This window comes from Oryzihumus sp. (assembly GCF_054325275.1).
In genome coordinates this window covers 1-16,484 of sequence record NZ_JBTCWL010000026.1, presented here as the reverse complement: position 1 = coordinate 16,484, position 16,484 = coordinate 1, and the positions used below count along the sequence as shown (strand labels likewise).

The following is a 16,484-nucleotide window of genomic DNA, read 5'->3' as shown; positions in this document are numbered from 1 at the left end:
CCCGGGGCTGTCCGGTCGGCCGGGGCGCTGATGCCGGCGACGCGCGTTGCAGGTCTGTGCAAATGCCTTCGTACCGGGGCGTTCCGGCCCTAGGCTGCGCTCGGCGCGCACGGGGCGGGCTCAACGTTCGTGGGGGAAGCGTGGTTCGCGTGCATCGCGTCCGTCGACTGTGGGCTGCCGTCCTGGCCGTGCCCGTCCTGGTCCTGTCCGGCACCGTCGCGAGCCCGGCGCTCGCCGACACCTGGAGCCCGCCGCCGGGTGCGGTGGACCTGCTCTTCTGGGGCAGCACTGCCACCAGCTCCATCCAGTCAGTCACCCCGGTCTCGGCGGATCCGGCGCCGACCCGGGACGGAGCCCTGACCACGGTGGCCGGCCTGTCCATCGGGCGGATCCCGGACATCGGCACCTACACGCTGTCCAGCAGGCCGACGGCAGGCCAGGTCTTCGCCGACCCGACGGGCACCTGCGGCAGCGGGTACACGTCCGTCACCGGGACCATCGTGGTCCACGAGCTGCGGTACGCCGACGACGGCACGCTCCAGCAGATCGCCGCGGAGGTGACCCGGACCTGCGGCTACGCGTCGAGCCTGGTGTGGCGCTGGCACAGCGCCGTTCCCTACCCGCGACTGTCGGTCACGCCGCCGGCGGCCTCCACGAGTGAGGTCGGCGACACCTGGAGCGGGGACTGGACGGTGCACAACACCGGCACGAACTCCCTGACGCTCAGCGGGTTCGCCACGCCGCCGACCGGCCAGTCTCTGGGAGGCACCTGCACGAAGGGGCTGGTGCTCCCAGTTGACGGCACCTGCACCGTCACGCTGACCTACGACACCCTGACGGCGCACGCCACCCGGGTGGCCCTGGGCGTCGGTGTGGGCGCCGACAACGTCCCGGGCGTCTCCGCCCTCAGCACCCTGAACCTGCCCGACGCCCTGGTGCCGCCGACCCTGTGGGTCGCCGGGCGTACGTCCACGGACGTGGGCCTGGCGTGGAGCCCCGGTCAGAGCCCGCAGGACGACCCGGTGGCCGGCTATGAGCTGATGCGGACCTCCAACGGCGTCACGACGGCAGTCCCGCTGACCAGCGGGGCGGCCCGGTCCTGGCACGGTCCAGCCCAGCGGGCCGGGTCATTCGGCTTCGCCTGGTCGGTGCGTCTGGTGACCAGCTCGGGCCGACGATCCGTCCTGACGCCCTGGGTCGCCGCCGACAACTTCACCTCGGCCATGCTCGGCGCGTCTGGCGGGGCGCTGGTTGGAGGGGCGTCCAGCGGTGACGCCTCCGTGGTGCGGCTGCTCGACGCCGGGGACCTGCCGACGGCAACCACGGTCGCCGGCGTCGAGGCCTCGCCGGACCGCACGCACCTGCTCCTCACCCTGCATGACGGGAACGGCGGCGCGGACGCGCTGTGGCTCACCGACCTGCGTGGCCAGAACCACCAGGTCGTGGACACCTCTGCTGTCCCGGCGGGGGCGTTCCGCCGTGCCGTGCTCAGCCCGGACGGCCGCAGGGCCGCCGTGTCCACGACTGCTGACGGCATCGCGGTCCTCGACCTGGGCGCCAGCCCGGCACGCACCACGGTCCTCGCCCCGACGGGTCAGGTCCAGGCCTGGTCACCCGACGGCACGCGGCTGCTCGTGCTCGGAGGGACTGTGGCCGGCGGACAGCCGGCGCCAGCCGGCCTGCGCTGGGTCACCATCGCGTCCGGCGTCGCCACGGCTCTCCCGGGCAGCGCCGCAGCGACAGCCGCCGACGTCGACCGGTTGGGGGACGTGGTCTGGCGCGAGGCCGGCGCCTCCGCTGGGACGGACAAGCTCCAGGTGCTGGCGGCCGGCGCCACGGTTCCCAAGACCCTGTGGAGCCCGGTCGGCTGCGCCTTGGGCGTTCCTGCCTATAGCCCGGGCGCAGGGTCGTTGGCCGTGGGCGTCAGCGGCGCAGGGTGCAGCGCACTGGCCGGGGGAGTTGCCCGGACGATGGTCGTGCCGCTGAACGGGGCCACCTTCGCGGGAACGCCGAATGTGGCGCTGCCTGTCGAGCTGGAGGGCCCGGTGGCGCACACGCGCCTGGTGACGTTGGCGCCGGTGCCGACGCTGATGCTGGAGGCCCGAGACGCGAACCCCAACGACGGCCAGACCCCGGTCACCCGGGGAAGCGTGGCGATCGTCCCGACGGTCAGCGATGCCGACGACCCGGTCCAGGCCCTGACCGCAACCTGCTCCACCGACGGCGCCGCGGCGCAGCCCTGCTCGGTTGCCGGCTTCACCAGCCCGGTGCTCGGCCAGGGCACGCACACCCTGACGATGACGGTCGCCGATCCCGCCGGCCACACGACCCCGCCGGCCACGGTCATGTGGACCGTGGACACGACGGCGCCGACGGCGTGGATGACCGGGATCCCCCCGGTGTACGCGCAGTCCGTCGGATGGGACTGGGTCAGCCTGCCCGGGCAGGTCTCCTGGGCTGGCCACGACGCGGGTGGGGCCGGTGGCCTCACGTTCGACACCCGCTACCGCTACGCCTCCCCGACCGGTTCGTGGAGCCGTCAGCTCGCCCTGAACACCGGGACCGAGACGTGGACGTCCTTCGGCTTCCAGCAGGGCTACTCCTACTGCCTCACCGTGCGCGCGACCGACGCTGCCGGCAACGTCGGGCCGTGGAGCGCCGAGCGGTGCACGTCGGCCGTCCTCGACGACAACTTCGTCTCGGATGGGGTCTCCCGCGCGCTCCCGCTCCACTACCGGGCGTACGCCTATGGCGACATCAGTCCCATGTACAACGGCGAGTCCCGTCAGTCCCAGACGGTGACCGCACGACGCATCGGGGTGGTCATGACCACCTGCCCGACGTGTGGGTCCTTCGAGGTCTGGCAGGGCAAGGTCAGGCTCGGCGTCGTCAGCGGCTACAGCGCCAGCAAGACCTACCGGACGGTCCGCTGGCTGCCGGCGTCCTCCACCTACCGGTGGGGCCAGGTCGTGCTCAAGGCGGTGTCGAAGGGCAGGGTCGCCTTCTTCGACGGCCTCGTCATCGGGAAGTGACCGGTGCCGGTCGCCCCGGGAGGTGACCGGCACGGCATACCGGTGAGGCCTGCGGTTCGCCGGGAGTTCGCCCGACCGATGCCAGCAGGCCTCACAGCCGGCATGCGGCGAACACCCAGCCACTTCACGCTGCTCGGAGTCGTCGTCAGCCGAGAGCAGGAGGGCCGCGTGTCGGAGTCGCCGGAGTTCACCGAGTGGGTACGCCGCTACAACGGGCTGGCGTTCCTGCACCCGCAGTGGCGCCTGCTCTACGTCTCGGTGCCCAAGGCGGCTGGCACCTCGCTGAACATCGCCCTGACCCGGTCCGCGGGCATCGACTTCCCCGGCACGTTCGTGCAGTCGCTGGGCGAGGAGTCGCTGGTCAGCCAGACGATCTGGGACGGCGAGGCCGGCGGCCGGCCGATGGTGGAGTCCCTGGGCGACGCGGCATACAAGCGGCTGATGCGGGGCGGGCTGCGGCACGTGTTCACGGTCGTCCGGCACCCGGTCGAGCGGCTGCTGACCACGTGGTCGAGCAAGTACCTCGTGCGCGCGCCGTACTACCGCGCCCGGCTCGGTCTGCCCGACCCCGGGCTGCGCCGGTTCGACGCCGTCGAGGACGTGCTCGCCGACCTCGACCAGCTCGTCACGCACCTCCACGCCGACCCCACGCTGGTGCACCGCGACGTGCACCTGGTGTCCCAGCACGAGCTGCTGCGCCGCGACCTCAGCCGGTTCGACCACGTCGGGCGTACCGACCGGCTGGGGGAGACCATCGACTGGCTCCGGGAGCGGCTGGCGTCCGAGGGGGTGGAGCTGGCGCCCGTCGGGCACGACAACGACTCACCGGTCGACGTGTCCCCGCAGATGGTGGATCCCACGACGCTGCAACGGATCCACGAGATCTACGCCGAGGACTACGCCTTCCTCGGGTTCGACCCGGACGCGGCGCAGGTGCAGGGGAGCCTGTGCGGCGAGCTGCTGCCGGCCGTCAACCGCGAGGTCGAGCACAACGTGCGCGCGGAGGTGCTGCACGCCGCGGCGCACGGCTGAGCACGCCTGTGCCGCAATGTGTTTCGGGCCGAGACTGCGCCAGCTCAGGTCGACGGGCTGGCGTCGGCGGCGGCGCGGAGCGCGGCGATGTCGAGCTTGCGCATGCCGAACAGCGCCTGCATGGCCCGCTGAGCCCGCGCCGGGTCCTCGTCGCGCATGAGAGCGTCCAGCTCGGTCGGCACGACCTGCCAGGAGAGTCCGAACCGGTCCTTGAGCCACCCGCAGGGCCCTTCCTCGCCGCCCTCGGACAGCCGCTCCCAGTAGTAGTCGATCTCGGCCTGGTCCTCACAGTCGACCGCCAACGAGATCGCCTCGTCGAAGGTGAACTCCGGGCCGCCGTTGATCCCGACGAAGCGCTGGCCGTCCAGCTCGAACTCCACGGCCAACACCATGCCCGCAGGCCTCGGTCCGGCGTCGGTGTAGTGGCTGACCGAGACGACCCGCGAGTTCTTGAAAACCGAGACGTAGAAGGCGGCGGCCTCCTCTGCCTCGGTGTCGAACCACAGGTTGGTGGTGATCCTCTGTCGCATGGTGGTGCGTCCTCTCGTGCGTCGGGACCGGTCCCTCCGGTTCCATGCTGCACCCGGTACAACGTCGTGCGTGGCGATCGATCATCGGTCCTTGCGCCACCTGTGCAGGCGCCAGCGCAGCATCGCCGTCGTGCGCCGGCCGGGGTCCCGGCCGAAGCGCAGCCGTGAGGTGCTCGAGGGCAGCTCGAGGTCGTCCGCCCAGTCGCCGGGGGTCACGCCGTGCCGGATGGTGCGGCGCAGCAGCCGTGAGTTCGCCTCCCGGCGCCGATCCCCGGGCTCCAGGGTCCGGCTGCTGACGTACTCGCGGCGGTCGAAGCCGGGGTCGGTCTCCCGTCGACGCTCGATCTCCGCGCGGACCCGGTCGAGGCAGGTCCGGGCCTCGGCCGCGGTGTCGAACGCCTCCACAAGCACGTGCCGTCGCTCGTGCCGCTGGGGGTCGTAGCGGTAGTGGTGCACGACGAAGCGGCGGAGGTCGTCGTCCTCGGGGTCCACCCTGGCCACGTCAGCAGACTAGGCCCGCGGGTTCTGCCATGGTGGCCTCATGCCGGCGCGGTCGATCTGGGGGGTCACTCCCCGCGAGCACATCGAGGCCGAGTGCGCCCGCCGGGGCAGGGACGCCGTCGTCGCCGACTGCCTCGCCCTGCTCGACGGTGCCGAGGACCCGGCGCTGGTGCTCTCCCTGGCCGGGCCAGGAGCGCGCAAGTACCTCGACGGCCAGCAGCACGCCGACACCTACTGGTTCCGGGTCTGGGCGCTGCGCGGGCTGCTGTGGAACTGGGACCCCCGGGCCACCCAACCGGTATGCCGTGCCCTCACCGACGAGGCGTGGCGGGTACGCGAGATGGCGGCCAAGGTCGTGGCGCGGCACCTGGTGGGGGAGGCGACCGGGACGGTCGCCCACCTGCGGGAGGACCCGGTGCCCCGGGTCCGCCAGGCCGCGCATCGGGCGCTGGTCCGGCTCACCGCCGCCGGCGCCTGAAGCGGGCGAGGGTCGACGGCTGGCGCCGGTCTCCTCACCGATGAGGGCGTCCTCCGGCGGTGGGCGTGCAGCAGGTCCAGGATCGCGGCCTCGGAGGCCAGGTCGCCCTCCGTGGCGAAGTCGCTGGGGGACTTGTCGATCCGGGCCAGGGACTGGCCGTACACCGACCGCACCACGGCGGCGCCCGCCTCGGCGGCGCAGACGGCGAGCTCGGCGTCGGAAAGGTTCACGGAGCAGACCCTAGGGCCCGAATTGCCGTGCGCGGCGGACCCGGTGGTGACACGAGGCGCGAACGGTGCCACCCGGCATACCGGTGGTGTGATGATCGCGCCATGACGTGGACTGCCCCCGAGGTGACCCTCCCCGACGGCCCGCTCACGGGCGAGGACCGGCCGATGCTGGAAGGTTTTCTGGCCTGGCATCGGGCTCTGCTGCGGCACAAGTGCGCCGGGCTGACCGGCGAGCAGCTGGCGCAGCACTCGGTGCCGCCCTCGAACCTGTCGCTGCTGGGCCTGGTGCGCCACATGGCCAAGGTGGAGCGCAGGTGGTTCCGTGAGCTGATCGCCGGCCAGCAGCTCGAGCCGATGTACGACCCGGCCCTGGGCAAGGACGCCGACTTCGAGGACCTCGACCCGACGCGGGCGCAGGCCGACTACGAGCGGCTGCTTGAAGAATGCCGGCTGGCCGAGGAGGTGCTGGCTGCGACGTCGTACGAGGACACCATCGAGTCGAGGATGGGGACCATGTCGGTGCGGGCCGTGGTGGTGCACATGATCGAGGAGTACGCCCAGCACAGCGGTCACGCCGACCTGTTGCGCGAGTGCGTCGACGGGACGACCGACAAGTAGCCGCGCTGTCCGGAAAGCGTCCCTCCAACAGCCCGGGGGGTGGCACAGTGGGTGTCACGCGTTGTGGCGGGGGATGGGGGTAGGCATGTTCTGGTTCGTGCTGGGAGTGGTGTTCCTCGGCCTGGTCGCGGTGGGCCTGCTGTCGGTATGGCGACGCCGCAGCTCAGCGGGGTCGCCAGGCCAGGGGAGCGTGGAGTCGGACGCCCGGCAGAACGACGCCAAGTCGTGGGAGCGGAACCGGAGCAGCCGGCTCGGGTGAGCTGGCCGGTTGGCGGGCGCTGACCCGGCGCCCCGGGTCAGCGCGCCAGCGTCCGGCAGAGTCCTCGACCGCTGGGCAGGGGGTGCGCCCTGCGGCCCCGGGGACCTTGGCCCCTGCCGCCAGAGCCCTCGTGGCCACCAGCCTGAACTCGTGCGGGCAGCCACGAGGAGGGGGACCGCGATGCACCTCATGGCCGAGAGTGGTGGGGTCCTGGAGAAGGTGCGATCGCGGTGAGCGACCAGGTCATCGCCCGGACCGTGGGTGTGCTCTTCATCGTCGGTACCGTCACGGCGATTGTCGGGGGCTCGATGGTGCTGGCGATCGAGCATCCGGGGGCGCTGGCCGCCGTGGCCGCCGATCACAGCCGTGTGGTGACCGGGATGCTCCTGGAGTTGGTTCTCGCGCTGTCGGTGCTCGGCATCGGTGCGCTGCTGTTCCCCGTGCTTCGGCGTCGCGACGAGGGGCTGGCTCTGGCCTACGCAGGCGTGCGGACCCTCGAAGCCGTCTTCTTGATGGCGGCCTCGGTCGCAGCCCTGGTGTTCCTCGCGTCGGGACCGGGAGCCAGGGCGGTCGGCGCTGTCAGCCGTGCCCCTGCGCTGGTCCTCGCGCTGCGTGAGTGGACGTATCTCAGTGGGTCGATGGTGCTGCTCGGCGTGGGAGGCCTGCTCCTGTACAGCCTGCTGTTCCGGGCTTCCCTGGTGCCCGCATGGCTGTCCCTCTGGGGGCTCGTGGCTGCGGCCCTGATCCTGCTGCGAGGGGTGCTGGAGCTCGCCGGGCTCGACCTGCCGGGGGTGTGGCAGGCCTACTGGCGGCACCGATCGCGGTCAACGAGATGGTGTTGGCGGTGTGGCTGATCGTCAGGGGCTTCGATGTCTCCGGCGCCGGCGTGAGCAGAGTCCTGCGGAGGTGACGGGGTGCCGGGCGTGCCGTCACGGTCAGACGTGCGGCGACGGGAGGAGGCGTTGAGATGACAACCGTGCCGAAGGGGCGCGACAAGCGGCCCTGGCTTCCTCCCCGCTGGGTTGTGCGGCTGGCCTGGTACGTGCACCGCGGGCTGTACCGCGCCACGGGGGGACGCGTCGGCCTGTGGCGGCCGAAGGGCAACCGCTACGGCACCCTGCGACTCACTACGACGGGGCGCCGCACCGGGGCGTCACGCAGCGTGATCCTCGGCTACGTCCAGGACGGTCCACGCATGGTCACGCTGGCCATGAACGGCTGGGCTGACGGGGAGCCGTCGTGGTGGCTCAACCTCCAGGCCCACCCCGAGGCCAGGGTCGAGCTCGCCGGTAGCGCCGGCATGGTCACGGCCCACGCTGCCGCAGGACAGGAACGGGATCGCCTCTGGGCGTGGTGGCGGCAGATCGACAAGAACCTCGACGCCTACGCGGCACTCCGGTCGACGGAGACCGCTGTCGTGGTCCTCGAGCCCCTGCCAGGCCGCGCGGAGCGCTAGGTGGCACCTCCCCTGGCCGTTCCTGCGAGACGCGATGCAACCAGTACCGCGTTCCCACCCTGGCCAGGACCATCCTGCCGTCGAGCGACTCGCCTTCGCGTACGGGCCGCAGCCACACGCGTTGCACTGCCTTGACGGCCGGGCTATGGAGGTGCCAAGGGAGGTGAGCCAGGTGTCGTTCCCGTCAGTGAGCTCGCTGGCCGCGCGAGCCATGACCCGCTGGCTCGCAAACGCAACCCGCCCGCCGGATGCGACAACCCCTACCAACGCGGAAGCCTTCAGGAGCACGGCAGCCGTTGGTGCGCGGGTGACACCGGCATGTTCGGATCACCCCACAGCTCGAGCGTGGCTGTCTCGCCCGACCAGGTCAGGCGGTACGTCCCGAAGTCGAATGGCCGGTATCCATCGTCGGTGACGTAGCCACCGACCGGATGGGTGAGGTGCTCGCCTGGGCGCAGGACATGGACCACACCGCTGCCAAGCAGCAGGAACGACCTCTGGTCGACGACCACGCGGCACCCGGATGGGCTGGCTGGCCCCAGCACGAGGTACCGGGAGGCCGCGTCACCCAGAGCCGCCCACGCGACACAGAGGACTGCAGCCGTTGCCACGGCGGCCCGGCCGATCCGCCTCGCCGTCGTTGTCCAGCGCCGATGTCGCCCAGCCCCTCGCTGCTGCGGGAGGAACGCCGAGGGAGCCTGCTGCTCCGCTTCGGCAGCACCGGCGGCCATGGCCGGCGACGGCACGGGGGGCTCCGGCTGGAGGAGGGCTGGCGCGACGACCGGGGCCAGGACGGCCATGACGAAGGCGGCGGCCACCAGGGCGGCGCCGACCTGGGCCGGACGGACGACCCGGCCGGCGAGGACGAGCAGCCTGCTGGGGTCAGCGGGGATGAGGGTGACGACCATGGCCAACACGAGGCAGCCGAGCTGCGCGGCCCCCACTGCTCGGCCAATGGCCTTCCCCGCCCGCATGCCGTCCCCCCGCCCGCTCCGAAACCCGCTGGAACGGTAGTGGGGCAGGTCGGGCTTGAACCGACGACCGACGGATTATGAGTCCGCTGCTCTGACCGACTGAGCTACTGCCCCCGGGCCCGGCACGCGGCTGGCACGGCATACCGGCTCGGGCGCCTCGGAGCCTATCGCGGGCGTCTCACAGCCTCGTCATCAGATCGCGACGGGGCGGGCACAGTCCCAGCGCCGACGGTGGTCCACGACAGCACGTCCCCGCACGGAGGAGCCCACCATGAAGAAGCCCAGCAACCTCGTCATCGGCGTCGCCGCCCTGGCCACCGCTGTCGGCGTGGCCGTCGCCGGCGCGTCCCTGGCCAACGCGCAGACGCCCACCAGCACCGGGTATCCCGCGCCGCAGCAGGGCGGCTACGGCCAGGCTCCCTCGGGTCAGCCCGGCGACAGCCAGCCGCCCACGGGCGGCCAGCCGCCCGTGGGCGCTCAGGCGCCGGACCCGCACCAGGCCACCCACCCCGGCGAGAAGCTGCTCACCGGCACGACCAAGGACCAGGTGACGGCAGCGGCCAGGGCCAAGGAGCCCAAGGCCATCATCGAGCGGGTCGAGACCGACGCCGAGGGCGTCTACGAGGCGCACATGCTCCGCCCCGATGGCACGCACGTCACGGTGCACGTCGGCAAGGACTTCGCCGTCAACTCCGTGGAGGTCCAGGGCGCCGGCGGTCCGGGCCGCGGTATGCCCCCGGCCGGCGCCGGCGGCAACGGTTCCGGCGGCAGCGGCGTCGGCGGAACCGGCACCACGTCCGGCACGGACTAGCCGGTCGGGTCGCCCGGGGTGCCCCCGCCCGTCGGCACTCCGGGCGTCGCCGCGTCCACCGCGCCGCCTGGCCCAACGGCGCCGCCGGTCGGGCCAACAGAGTCGCCAGGCAGCCGCGCCAGCAGCCGGCGCCGGGCCGCGCCGTCCATCGGGCCGCCCCGCGACGCCAGGGCCGAGGCGATCTCGACCCGCTGCTCGACGCTCTTGTTGCCGCCGTACTTGAACTTCGCCCGCACGCCGGTGACGGTCAGCCGCAGCCCGCGGATGCCGGGCAGCTGCCGGCGGTCCGCGCCCAGCGCGTCGACCGGCAGCCGGGGTGAGCCCGCCGGCTCGAAGTGCGCCAGCTGCCGGTTGAGGATCGCCGCCTTGGCCGCCGGGTCGTCGACCACCTCCACGTCGACCTCGGCCTGCACGCTGGCGTAGTAGCTGGTCGGCACCCCGAGCGCGGGGTCGTCGCCGGCGTTGACCTCTGCCGGGACGTAGACGTAGTCGCCCACCACGGTCAGCAGCGCCCGAGGGCGCTCCTCGAAGGCCGCCCACACAGGGTTGGGCCGGGCCAGGTGCAGCTCGACCGTGCGGTCACCGTCGAACAGGAAGTGCGTCGGGACCACCACCGGCAGCTCGCGGCCGGGCCCACCCGGGGCGATGAGCTGGCCGAAGTCCAGGACGCGCAAGGCCTCCCGCCATTCGTGCTCGTCGACGGGGCCGTCCCAGGGGTGCACCAGCATGTGGCGATCCTAGGCGGAGTCGATACGCGATTCGGTGGTGCGCAGGTGCCCCATGGGGCACAATGACGACCAGTCCGGCTCGCCCGGGCACACGGCATACCGCCGGGTTCTCTTCGTGCACGAGGTCGTTGGGGAAGACGTCCCTCGCACACAGGAGGTCCGGATGTCTGTTGTGACGTCGCGTCCCACGACGCGCGGGGTGGTGTTCGTGCACTCCACCCCTTCTGCGCTGTGCCCGCACATCACGTGGGCTCTCGAAAGTGTGCTCGGCCAGCGGGTCAGCCTGGACTGGACCCGCCAGCCTGCCGGGCCCGGCCTCCTGCGCGCCGAGCTGTCCTGGACCGGCGAGGCCGGCACCGGCGGGCGCATCGCCAGCGCCCTGCGCGGCTGGGACAACCTGCGCTACGAGGTGACCGAGGAGCCGAGCCCCGGCTGCGACGGCTCGCGCTGGTCGCACACGCCGCGCCTGGGCATCCACCACGCGTGGACCTCAGCCAGCGGCGACGCCGTGGTCAACGAGGACCGGCTGCGCACCGCTATCGCCATCAGCAAGGGCAACCCCGAGGTGCTCGCCCACGAGGTCGACCTGCTGCTGGGCGCCGCCTGGGACGAGGAGCTCGAGCCGTTCCGGTATGCCGGTGACGGGGCTCCCGTGCGCTGGCTGCACAAGGTGGGGTGAGACGGGAAGGAGCTTGTCAGCCGGTGGGACCGGGGAGCCTGGTGCCCCCGGACCCCTCGGCTGACGCCAACGTCGGGACCAGGTCCCCCGCACGCCGAAGGGTTGACCACACCAGGATGTGGTCAACCCTTCGGGCTGTGTGGGTGGCGCGGCGTTACAGCGGGATATTGCCGTGGTGGCCTCGGCGCTGCGGCGCCTCGGCGATCGCGCGGGCCAGGGCCGAGCGGGTCTTGGTCGGCTCGACGACCTCGTCGATCACGCCGATGTCGACCGCGCGCGGCAGGCCGCCGGCCAGCTTCTCGTGCTCGAGGGCCAGCTCGTTCTCGACCTGGGTGCGGTCCTCCTCGGGCACCTCGGCGAGCCGCCGGCGGTGCAAGATGCGCACCGCGGCGACGGCGCCCATGACGGCGACCTCGGCGGTCGGCCAGGCGAAGACGCGGGTGGCGCCGAGGGAGCGGGAGTTCATCGCGATGTAGGCGCCGCCGTAGGTCTTGCGGGTCACCAGGGTGACGCGGGGGACCACCGACTCGCCGAACGCGTGCAGCAGCTTGGCGCCGCGGCGCACGACGCCGTCCCACTCCTGGCCGACACCGGGCAGGTAGCCGGGCACGTCGACCAGCACGATCAGCGGCACGCCGAACGCGTCGCACATGCGCACGAAGCGGGCGGCCTTCTCGGCCGAGGCCGAGTCCAGGCAGCCACCCAGACGCATCGGGTTGTTGGCGATGACACCCACGGTGCGGCCGCCGAAGCGGCCCAGGGTGGTGGTGATGTTCGGCGCCCACTTGGGGTGCAGCTCGACGCTGTCCTCGCCATGGTCGAGCACGTTGGCCACGAGCGGGTGCACGTCGTAGGCGCGCTTGGCCGACTCCGGGAACGTCTCGGCCAGGTCGCGGTCCTCGACCGAGGCCACGTCGAGCTTGCCCTGGTCACCCAGCAGCGCGCACATGAGGCGGCCCCGCTCGAGCGCCTCCTCGGTGGAGGAGGTGACCACGTGGACGACGCCGGAGCGACGGCCGTGCGGCTCCGGGCCGCCGAGGCGCAGCGCATCGACGTTCTCGCCGGTGACCGAGCGGACCACGTCGGGGCCGGTGACGAAGACGCGGCCGTCCGGGCCGAGGATGACGATGTCGGTCAGCGCCGGGCCGTAGGCCGCGCCGCCGGCGGCGGCGCCGATGACGATCGAGATCTGCGGGATCTTGCCCGACGCGCGGGTCATGATCGCGAAGACCTCGCCGACCGCGTGCAGCGAGACGACACCCTCGGCCAGGCGCGCGCCACCGGAGTGCCACAGCCCGACGACCGGCACGCCGTCGACCAGCGCCCGCTCGTAGGCGACGAGGATGACCTTGCAGCCGTCGACGCCCATGGCGCCGCCCTGGATGGTGGCGTCGGAGGCGAACGCGACGACCTTGGTGCCGCGGACCTGCCCGACGCCGGCCAGCATGCCGCTGGTGTCCTCGGGGGTGATCAGCTCCAGGGTGCCCGGGTCGAAGAACGCCTCGAGCCGCTTGCGCGGGTTGCGCGGGTCGTTCTCGCGGTCGACCTTGGGCCGGGTGGCGGTGGCGGCTGCCTGGGCGGCCTCGCTCGGCATGCGTGCGGTCATCAGATGCTCTTCACGGTCAGGGCGACGTTGTGGCCGCCGAACCCGAAGGAGTTGTTCAGCGCCGCGATGTCACCCTGCGGCAGCTTGCGGTGCTCGCCGTGGATGACGTCGAGCTGGATCTCCGGGTCGAAGTCGTCGAGGTTGATCGTCGCCGGCGCCACGCGGTGGTGGACCGCCAGGATGGTCAGGACGTTCTCCAGGGCGCCGGCGGCGCCGAGGAGGTGACCGGTCATCGACTTGGTGGCGCTGACCGGCATACCGTCCGCGTCGTCGCCGAAGGCGCGGCGGATCGCATTGGACTCCGCGACGTCGCCCACCGGTGTGGAGGTGGCGTGCGCGTTGATGTGGACGATGTCCTTGGGGCTCAGGCCCGCCCGCTCGACCGCCTCGCGCATGGCGCGGGAGGCGCCGGCGCCGTTGGGCTCCGGGGCGGCGATGTGGTGGGCGTCGGCGGACATCCCGACCGAGCCGAGCTCGGCGTAGATGCGGGCGCCGCGGGCCTTGGCGTGCTCCTCGCTCTCGAGCACGATCACGCCGGCGCCCTCACCGAGGACGAAGCCGTCACGGCCGGTGTCGTAGGGGCGCGAGGCGCGCTCGGGGTCGTCGTTGCGGGTCGAGAGGGCCTGCATCGCGGCGAACCCGGCGATAGGCAGCGCGTGGACGGCCGCCTCGGTGCCGCCGGCGACGACCACATCGGCGCGGCCGGAGCGGATCATCTCGAGGGCGAAGCCCATGGCCTCGGCGCCGGAGGCGCAGGCGCTGACCGGGGTGTGCGCGCCGGCGCGGGCGCCGAGCTCCAGTGACACTGCGGCCGCCGGACCGTTGGGCATCAGCATCGGGACCGCGAGCGGGAACACCCGGCGGGGGCCCTTCTCCTTCAACGTGTCCCACTGGGACAGCAGGGTCCACACGCCACCGATGCCCGAGCCCATGGCCACGCCGAGACGCTCCGGGTCGACCTCGGGGGAGCCGGCGTCGGCCCACGCCTCACGGGAGGCGATCAGGGCGTACTGCGCGGACGGGTCCAGCCGGCGCACCTCGACCTTGGCCAGGACCTCCTCCGGCGGGGTCTTGATGGTGGCCGCGAAGGTCACCGGCAGCTCGTACTGGGCCACCCAGTCATAGGTCATCGTGCGCGCGCCCGAGCGCCCGGCGAGGATCGCGTCCCAGGTCTCGGTCGCAGTGCCGCCGAGGGGAGTGGTCGCGCCGAGCCCGGTGACAACGACGCGCCGTTCGGGGTTCGGGGTCATCGGAAGTTGTGCTCCTTGGTCTGGGTGAGGCAGCCGGTGATGGTGGGTATGCCGTGGGGCTGGCTCCGGGCCCGCGTCCGCGGCCAGGGGTGTGTCCGGGACGCGGGCACCGGGGCGGTCAGGTGTGGGTCAGCCCTGGGCGCTGGCGATGAAGGACACGGCGTCCTTCACCGTCTTGAGGTTCTTGACCTCATCGTCCGGGATGCGCACGCCGAACTTCTCCTCGGCGTTGACGACGATCGTCATCATCGACAGCGAGTCGATGTCGAGGTCGTCGGTGAAGGACTTGTCGAGCTCGACCGACTCGGTCGGCAGACCGGTCTCCTCGTTGACGATCTCGGCCAGGCCGTCGAGGATCTCCTGCTCGCTCTGCGCCATGGGGTTCAGCTCCTTGGTGATTCGATGGATGTGACGGGGTGGTGCGGGCTGACCCGAGTTACCCGTCGGGCCGCGGGGGTCATCAGGGCAGGACCACGACCTGCGCGGCGTAGACCAGGCCTGCGCCGAAGCCGATCTGCAGGGCCAGTCCGCCGTGCGGTGCCTCGCCCTGCTCGAGCATCCGCTCGGTGGCGAGGGGGATCGAGGCGGCCGAGGTGTTGCCGGTCTCGGCGATGTCGCGGGCCACCGGGATGTGGGCGGGCAGCTTGAGCTGCTTGATCATCGCGTCGATGATCCGCATGTTCGCCTGGTGGGGGATGAACGCGTCGAGGTCGTCGGCGCTCACGCCGGCCTTGTCCAGGGCCGCCTGGGCGACCGGGGCCATCGACCAGACCGCCCAGCGGAAGACCGACTGCCCGGCCATGCCGATGGCGGGCCAGTCGACGTCGTGGTCGCGCACGCTGGTCCACGGGTCACGCTGGGAGATGGTCTCCCACTGGGCGCCGTCGGAGCCCCAGACCGTGGGGCCGATGCCGGGGAAGTCCGACGGGCCGACCACGGCGGCGCCGGCGCCGTCACCGAAGATGAACGCGGTGCCGCGGTCGTGCCTGTCGGTGAAGTCGGACAGCTTCTCCACGCCGACGACCAGGACGTACTCGGCGCTGCCGCCGCGGACCATGTCGTTGGCCAGGGAGATGCCGTGGCAGTAGCCGGCGCAGGCCGCCGAGATGTCGAACGCCGCCGCGGGGGTGGCGCCGAGCCGGTCGGCGAGGATCGGGGCGGCAGCGGGGGTCTGGTAGGGGTGCGTGACCGTCGCGAGGATGATCGCGCCGACCTGCGAGGGGTTGATCCCGGCCGAGGCCAGCGCCTTGCGCGCGGCCTGCTCGGCCATGTCGACCACCGACTCCTCCGGCGCGGCCCAGCGTCGGCTGACGATGCCGGAGCGCTCCCGGATCCACTCGTCGGAGGAGTCGATCCAGGTGCAGACCTCCTCGTTGGTGACCACGCGCTCGGGGCGGTAGCCGCCGACGCCCCAGATGCGGGCGTGCTTGGCGCCGGCGGGCGGGTTCAGCGTCCCGCGGTGGGTGGGCTGGGTCATCTCGGTCATCTCCGGGTCACTCAGGCTTCGGTGGGGTGCAGGCGCAGTAGCGGCTGACCGGGGGAGACGGGGTCGCCGTCCTCCACGAGCCACTCGATGACCCGTCCGCCGTGAGGTGCGGTGACGGAGTAGCTGTCGCGCAGGGTGTTGACCGTGGCGACGACGGACCCGGCGGGCACGGTGGTGCCGGCCTCGGTGACGGTGTAGGTGACGGTGCCCTTGGCCGGGGCGATGACCAGGCGCCAGGTGGGGTTGTCGGCCACCTCGCTGGGCTGGGCGTGCTCGCGGACCATCCGGTGGGCGGCCTCGAGGTCATCCGGCGTCTTCAGCGCCAGCACCTCGACCCCCGGCAGCCCGCGCTTGGCCAGGTTGGCCAGCGTGCCGGCCGGCGGGATCTCGATCAGGCCGGTCACGCCGATGTCCTTGAACGTCTCCATGCACAGGTCCCAGCGCACCGGGTTGCTCACCTGGCTGACGAGGCGCTTGAGCACCTGGCGGCCGTCGTGGAACACGGCGCCGTCGGCGTTGGAGACCAGGCGGGTACGCGGGTCGTGCGTGGAGATCGCGCGGGCGTAGCCGGCGAGCACGTCGACCGCGGGGGCCATGTGGTGCGTGTGGAACGCGCCGGCCACCTGCAGCGGGATGACCCGGGCCTTGGCCGGCGGGTCGGCCTTGAGCGCCTCGAGCTGCTCGAGGGTGCCGGCGGCGACGAGCTGGCCGCCGCCGTTGTTGTTGGCCGCGGTGAGGCCGTGGCGCTCCAGGGTCGCGGCCACCTCCTCGGGGTCACCGCCCAGGACGGCGCTCATGCCGGTCGGCGTGACGG

The 16,484-nt window shown here is 72.4% G+C and carries 18 protein-coding genes and 1 tRNA gene; 9 read left to right on the top strand and 10 right to left on the bottom strand.

Annotated features, from left to right (window positions below; translation table 11 throughout):
• Positions 1 to 149 precede the first annotated feature (149 nt).
• Both ACXVGS_RS08755 and ACXVGS_RS08750 read left to right on the top strand, forming a co-directional pair.
• Positions 150 to 3,032, top strand: coding sequence for a TolB family protein (locus ACXVGS_RS08755; protein ID WP_458535394.1), 2,883 nt, complete (start codon positions 150 to 152; stop codon positions 3,030 to 3,032).
• A gap of 102 nt (positions 3,033 to 3,134) precedes the next feature.
• A complete protein-coding gene (locus ACXVGS_RS08750; protein ID WP_458531078.1) occupies positions 3,135 to 4,064 on the top strand; it encodes a sulfotransferase family 2 domain-containing protein in 930 nt (309 codons plus the stop codon).
• A gap of 44 nt (positions 4,065 to 4,108) precedes the next feature.
• Here the strand turns inward: ACXVGS_RS08750 and ACXVGS_RS08745 are convergent, their stop codons facing one another.
• Together ACXVGS_RS08745 and ACXVGS_RS08740 are read right to left on the bottom strand one after the other, a co-directional pair.
• Positions 4,109 to 4,594, bottom strand: coding sequence for a VOC family protein (locus tag ACXVGS_RS08745; RefSeq protein WP_458531079.1), 486 nt, complete (start codon positions 4,592 to 4,594; stop codon positions 4,109 to 4,111).
• Between the two features lie 81 nt (positions 4,595 to 4,675).
• On the bottom strand, positions 4,676 to 5,095 hold the full coding sequence (locus ACXVGS_RS08740; protein WP_458536847.1) for a hypothetical protein: 420 nt from the start codon (positions 5,093 to 5,095) through the stop codon (positions 4,676 to 4,678).
• A gap of 40 nt (positions 5,096 to 5,135) precedes the next feature.
• On the opposite strand from ACXVGS_RS08740, the gene ACXVGS_RS08735 reads away from it, so the two are divergent.
• The 5 genes from ACXVGS_RS08735 to ACXVGS_RS08715 all read left to right on the top strand — a co-directional run bounded on the left by ACXVGS_RS08735 (position 5,136) and on the right by ACXVGS_RS08715 (position 8,136).
• The gene (locus ACXVGS_RS08735) at positions 5,136 to 5,573 is read left to right on the top strand and encodes a HEAT repeat domain-containing protein (protein ID WP_458529206.1); all 438 of its coding nucleotides are present in this window, start codon (positions 5,136 to 5,138) and stop codon (positions 5,571 to 5,573) included.
• A gap of 332 nt (positions 5,574 to 5,905) precedes the next feature.
• Positions 5,906 to 6,421 (top strand): DinB family protein, encoded by a 516-nt coding sequence (locus ACXVGS_RS08730; protein WP_458529205.1) that lies wholly within the window; start codon positions 5,906 to 5,908, stop codon positions 6,419 to 6,421.
• A gap of 85 nt (positions 6,422 to 6,506) precedes the next feature.
• Positions 6,507 to 6,680 (top strand): hypothetical protein, encoded by a 174-nt coding sequence (locus ACXVGS_RS08725; protein WP_458529204.1) that lies wholly within the window; start codon positions 6,507 to 6,509, stop codon positions 6,678 to 6,680.
• Positions 6,681 to 6,910: 230 nt separating this feature from the next.
• Positions 6,911 to 7,534, top strand: coding sequence for a DUF4386 domain-containing protein (locus ACXVGS_RS08720; RefSeq protein ID WP_458536846.1), 624 nt, complete (start codon positions 6,911 to 6,913; stop codon positions 7,532 to 7,534).
• 113 nt (positions 7,535 to 7,647) lie between these two features.
• A complete protein-coding gene (locus ACXVGS_RS08715) occupies positions 7,648 to 8,136 on the top strand; it encodes a nitroreductase/quinone reductase family protein (protein ID WP_458529202.1) in 489 nt (162 codons plus the stop codon).
• A gap of 278 nt (positions 8,137 to 8,414) precedes the next feature.
• Here ACXVGS_RS08715 and ACXVGS_RS08710 read toward each other — a convergent pair whose 3' ends face one another.
• The gene (locus ACXVGS_RS08710; protein WP_458531082.1) at positions 8,415 to 9,110 is read right to left on the bottom strand and encodes a hypothetical protein; all 696 of its coding nucleotides are present in this window, start codon (positions 9,108 to 9,110) and stop codon (positions 8,415 to 8,417) included.
• A 40-nt stretch (positions 9,111 to 9,150) separates the two neighbouring features.
• Positions 9,151 to 9,224, bottom strand: a tRNA-Ile gene (locus ACXVGS_RS08705).
• A gap of 157 nt (positions 9,225 to 9,381) precedes the next feature.
• On the opposite strand from ACXVGS_RS08705, the gene ACXVGS_RS08700 reads away from it, so the two are divergent.
• Complete coding sequence (locus ACXVGS_RS08700; RefSeq protein WP_458531083.1) at positions 9,382 to 9,921, top strand: hypothetical protein; 540 nt, start codon at positions 9,382 to 9,384, stop codon at positions 9,919 to 9,921.
• Here the strand turns inward: ACXVGS_RS08700 and ACXVGS_RS08695 are convergent.
• Positions 9,918 to 10,649, bottom strand: a complete 732-nt coding sequence (locus ACXVGS_RS08695) for an FMN-binding negative transcriptional regulator (protein WP_458531084.1) — start codon at positions 10,647 to 10,649, stop codon at positions 9,918 to 9,920. The genes ACXVGS_RS08700 and ACXVGS_RS08695 overlap by 4 nt on opposite strands.
• Before the next feature lie 163 nt (positions 10,650 to 10,812).
• Between ACXVGS_RS08695 and ACXVGS_RS08690 the strand changes: the two genes are divergently transcribed.
• On the top strand, positions 10,813 to 11,328 hold the full coding sequence (locus tag ACXVGS_RS08690; protein ID WP_458529198.1) for a DUF3145 domain-containing protein: 516 nt from the start codon (positions 10,813 to 10,815) through the stop codon (positions 11,326 to 11,328).
• Positions 11,329 to 11,482: 154 nt separating this feature from the next.
• Here ACXVGS_RS08690 and ACXVGS_RS08685 read toward each other — a convergent pair whose 3' ends face one another.
• The 5 genes from ACXVGS_RS08685 to ACXVGS_RS08665 form a co-directional block, all read right to left on the bottom strand.
• Positions 11,483 to 12,934, bottom strand: a complete 1,452-nt coding sequence (locus ACXVGS_RS08685) for an acyl-CoA carboxylase subunit beta (protein ID WP_458529197.1) — start codon at positions 12,932 to 12,934, stop codon at positions 11,483 to 11,485.
• Positions 12,934 to 14,184 carry a beta-ketoacyl-ACP synthase II gene (gene fabF, locus ACXVGS_RS08680; RefSeq protein WP_458533125.1) on the bottom strand — a complete coding sequence of 417 codons (1,251 nt, stop codon included), beginning with the start codon at positions 14,182 to 14,184 and terminating at the stop codon, positions 12,934 to 12,936. Before fabF ends, ACXVGS_RS08685 begins: the two co-directional genes overlap by 1 nt.
• 129 nt (positions 14,185 to 14,313) lie before the next feature.
• Complete coding sequence (locus ACXVGS_RS08675; RefSeq protein WP_141787858.1) at positions 14,314 to 14,562, bottom strand: acyl carrier protein; 249 nt, start codon at positions 14,560 to 14,562, stop codon at positions 14,314 to 14,316.
• An 82-nt stretch (positions 14,563 to 14,644) separates the two neighbouring features.
• A complete protein-coding gene (locus tag ACXVGS_RS08670; protein WP_458530946.1) occupies positions 14,645 to 15,661 on the bottom strand; it encodes a beta-ketoacyl-ACP synthase III in 1,017 nt (338 codons plus the stop codon).
• Between the two features lie 20 nt (positions 15,662 to 15,681).
• On the bottom strand, positions 15,682 to 16,484 hold an 803-nt coding region (locus ACXVGS_RS08665), incomplete at its 5' end, for a biotin/lipoyl-containing protein (RefSeq protein ID WP_458536845.1).

Coding starts and splice junctions, on each gene's coding strand:
- ACXVGS_RS08745 (WP_458531079.1), bottom strand. CDS start 4,594: ATGCGACAGAGGATCACCACCAACCTGTGGTTCGACACCGAGGCAGAG.
- ACXVGS_RS08750 (WP_458531078.1), top strand. CDS start 3,135: ATGCGGCGAACACCCAGCCACTTCACGCTGCTCGGAGTCGTCGTCAGC.
- ACXVGS_RS08670 (WP_458530946.1), bottom strand. CDS start 15,661: ATGACCCAGCCCACCCACCGCGGGACGCTGAACCCGCCCGCCGGCGCC.
- fabF (WP_458533125.1), bottom strand. CDS start 14,184: ATGACCCCGAACCCCGAACGGCGCGTCGTTGTCACCGGGCTCGGCGCG.
- ACXVGS_RS08715 (WP_458529202.1), top strand. CDS start 7,648: ATGACAACCGTGCCGAAGGGGCGCGACAAGCGGCCCTGGCTTCCTCCC.
- ACXVGS_RS08735 (WP_458529206.1), top strand. CDS start 5,136: ATGCCGGCGCGGTCGATCTGGGGGGTCACTCCCCGCGAGCACATCGAG.
- ACXVGS_RS08730 (WP_458529205.1), top strand. CDS start 5,906: ATGACGTGGACTGCCCCCGAGGTGACCCTCCCCGACGGCCCGCTCACG.
- ACXVGS_RS08700 (WP_458531083.1), top strand. CDS start 9,382: ATGAAGAAGCCCAGCAACCTCGTCATCGGCGTCGCCGCCCTGGCCACC.
- ACXVGS_RS08695 (WP_458531084.1), bottom strand. CDS start 10,649: ATGCTGGTGCACCCCTGGGACGGCCCCGTCGACGAGCACGAATGGCGG.
- ACXVGS_RS08710 (WP_458531082.1), bottom strand. CDS start 9,110: ATGCGGGCGGGGAAGGCCATTGGCCGAGCAGTGGGGGCCGCGCAGCTC.
- ACXVGS_RS08690 (WP_458529198.1), top strand. CDS start 10,813: ATGTCTGTTGTGACGTCGCGTCCCACGACGCGCGGGGTGGTGTTCGTG.
- ACXVGS_RS08675 (WP_141787858.1), bottom strand. CDS start 14,562: ATGGCGCAGAGCGAGCAGGAGATCCTCGACGGCCTGGCCGAGATCGTC.
- ACXVGS_RS08725 (WP_458529204.1), top strand. CDS start 6,507: ATGTTCTGGTTCGTGCTGGGAGTGGTGTTCCTCGGCCTGGTCGCGGTG.
- ACXVGS_RS08685 (WP_458529197.1), bottom strand. CDS start 12,934: ATGACCGCACGCATGCCGAGCGAGGCCGCCCAGGCAGCCGCCACCGCC.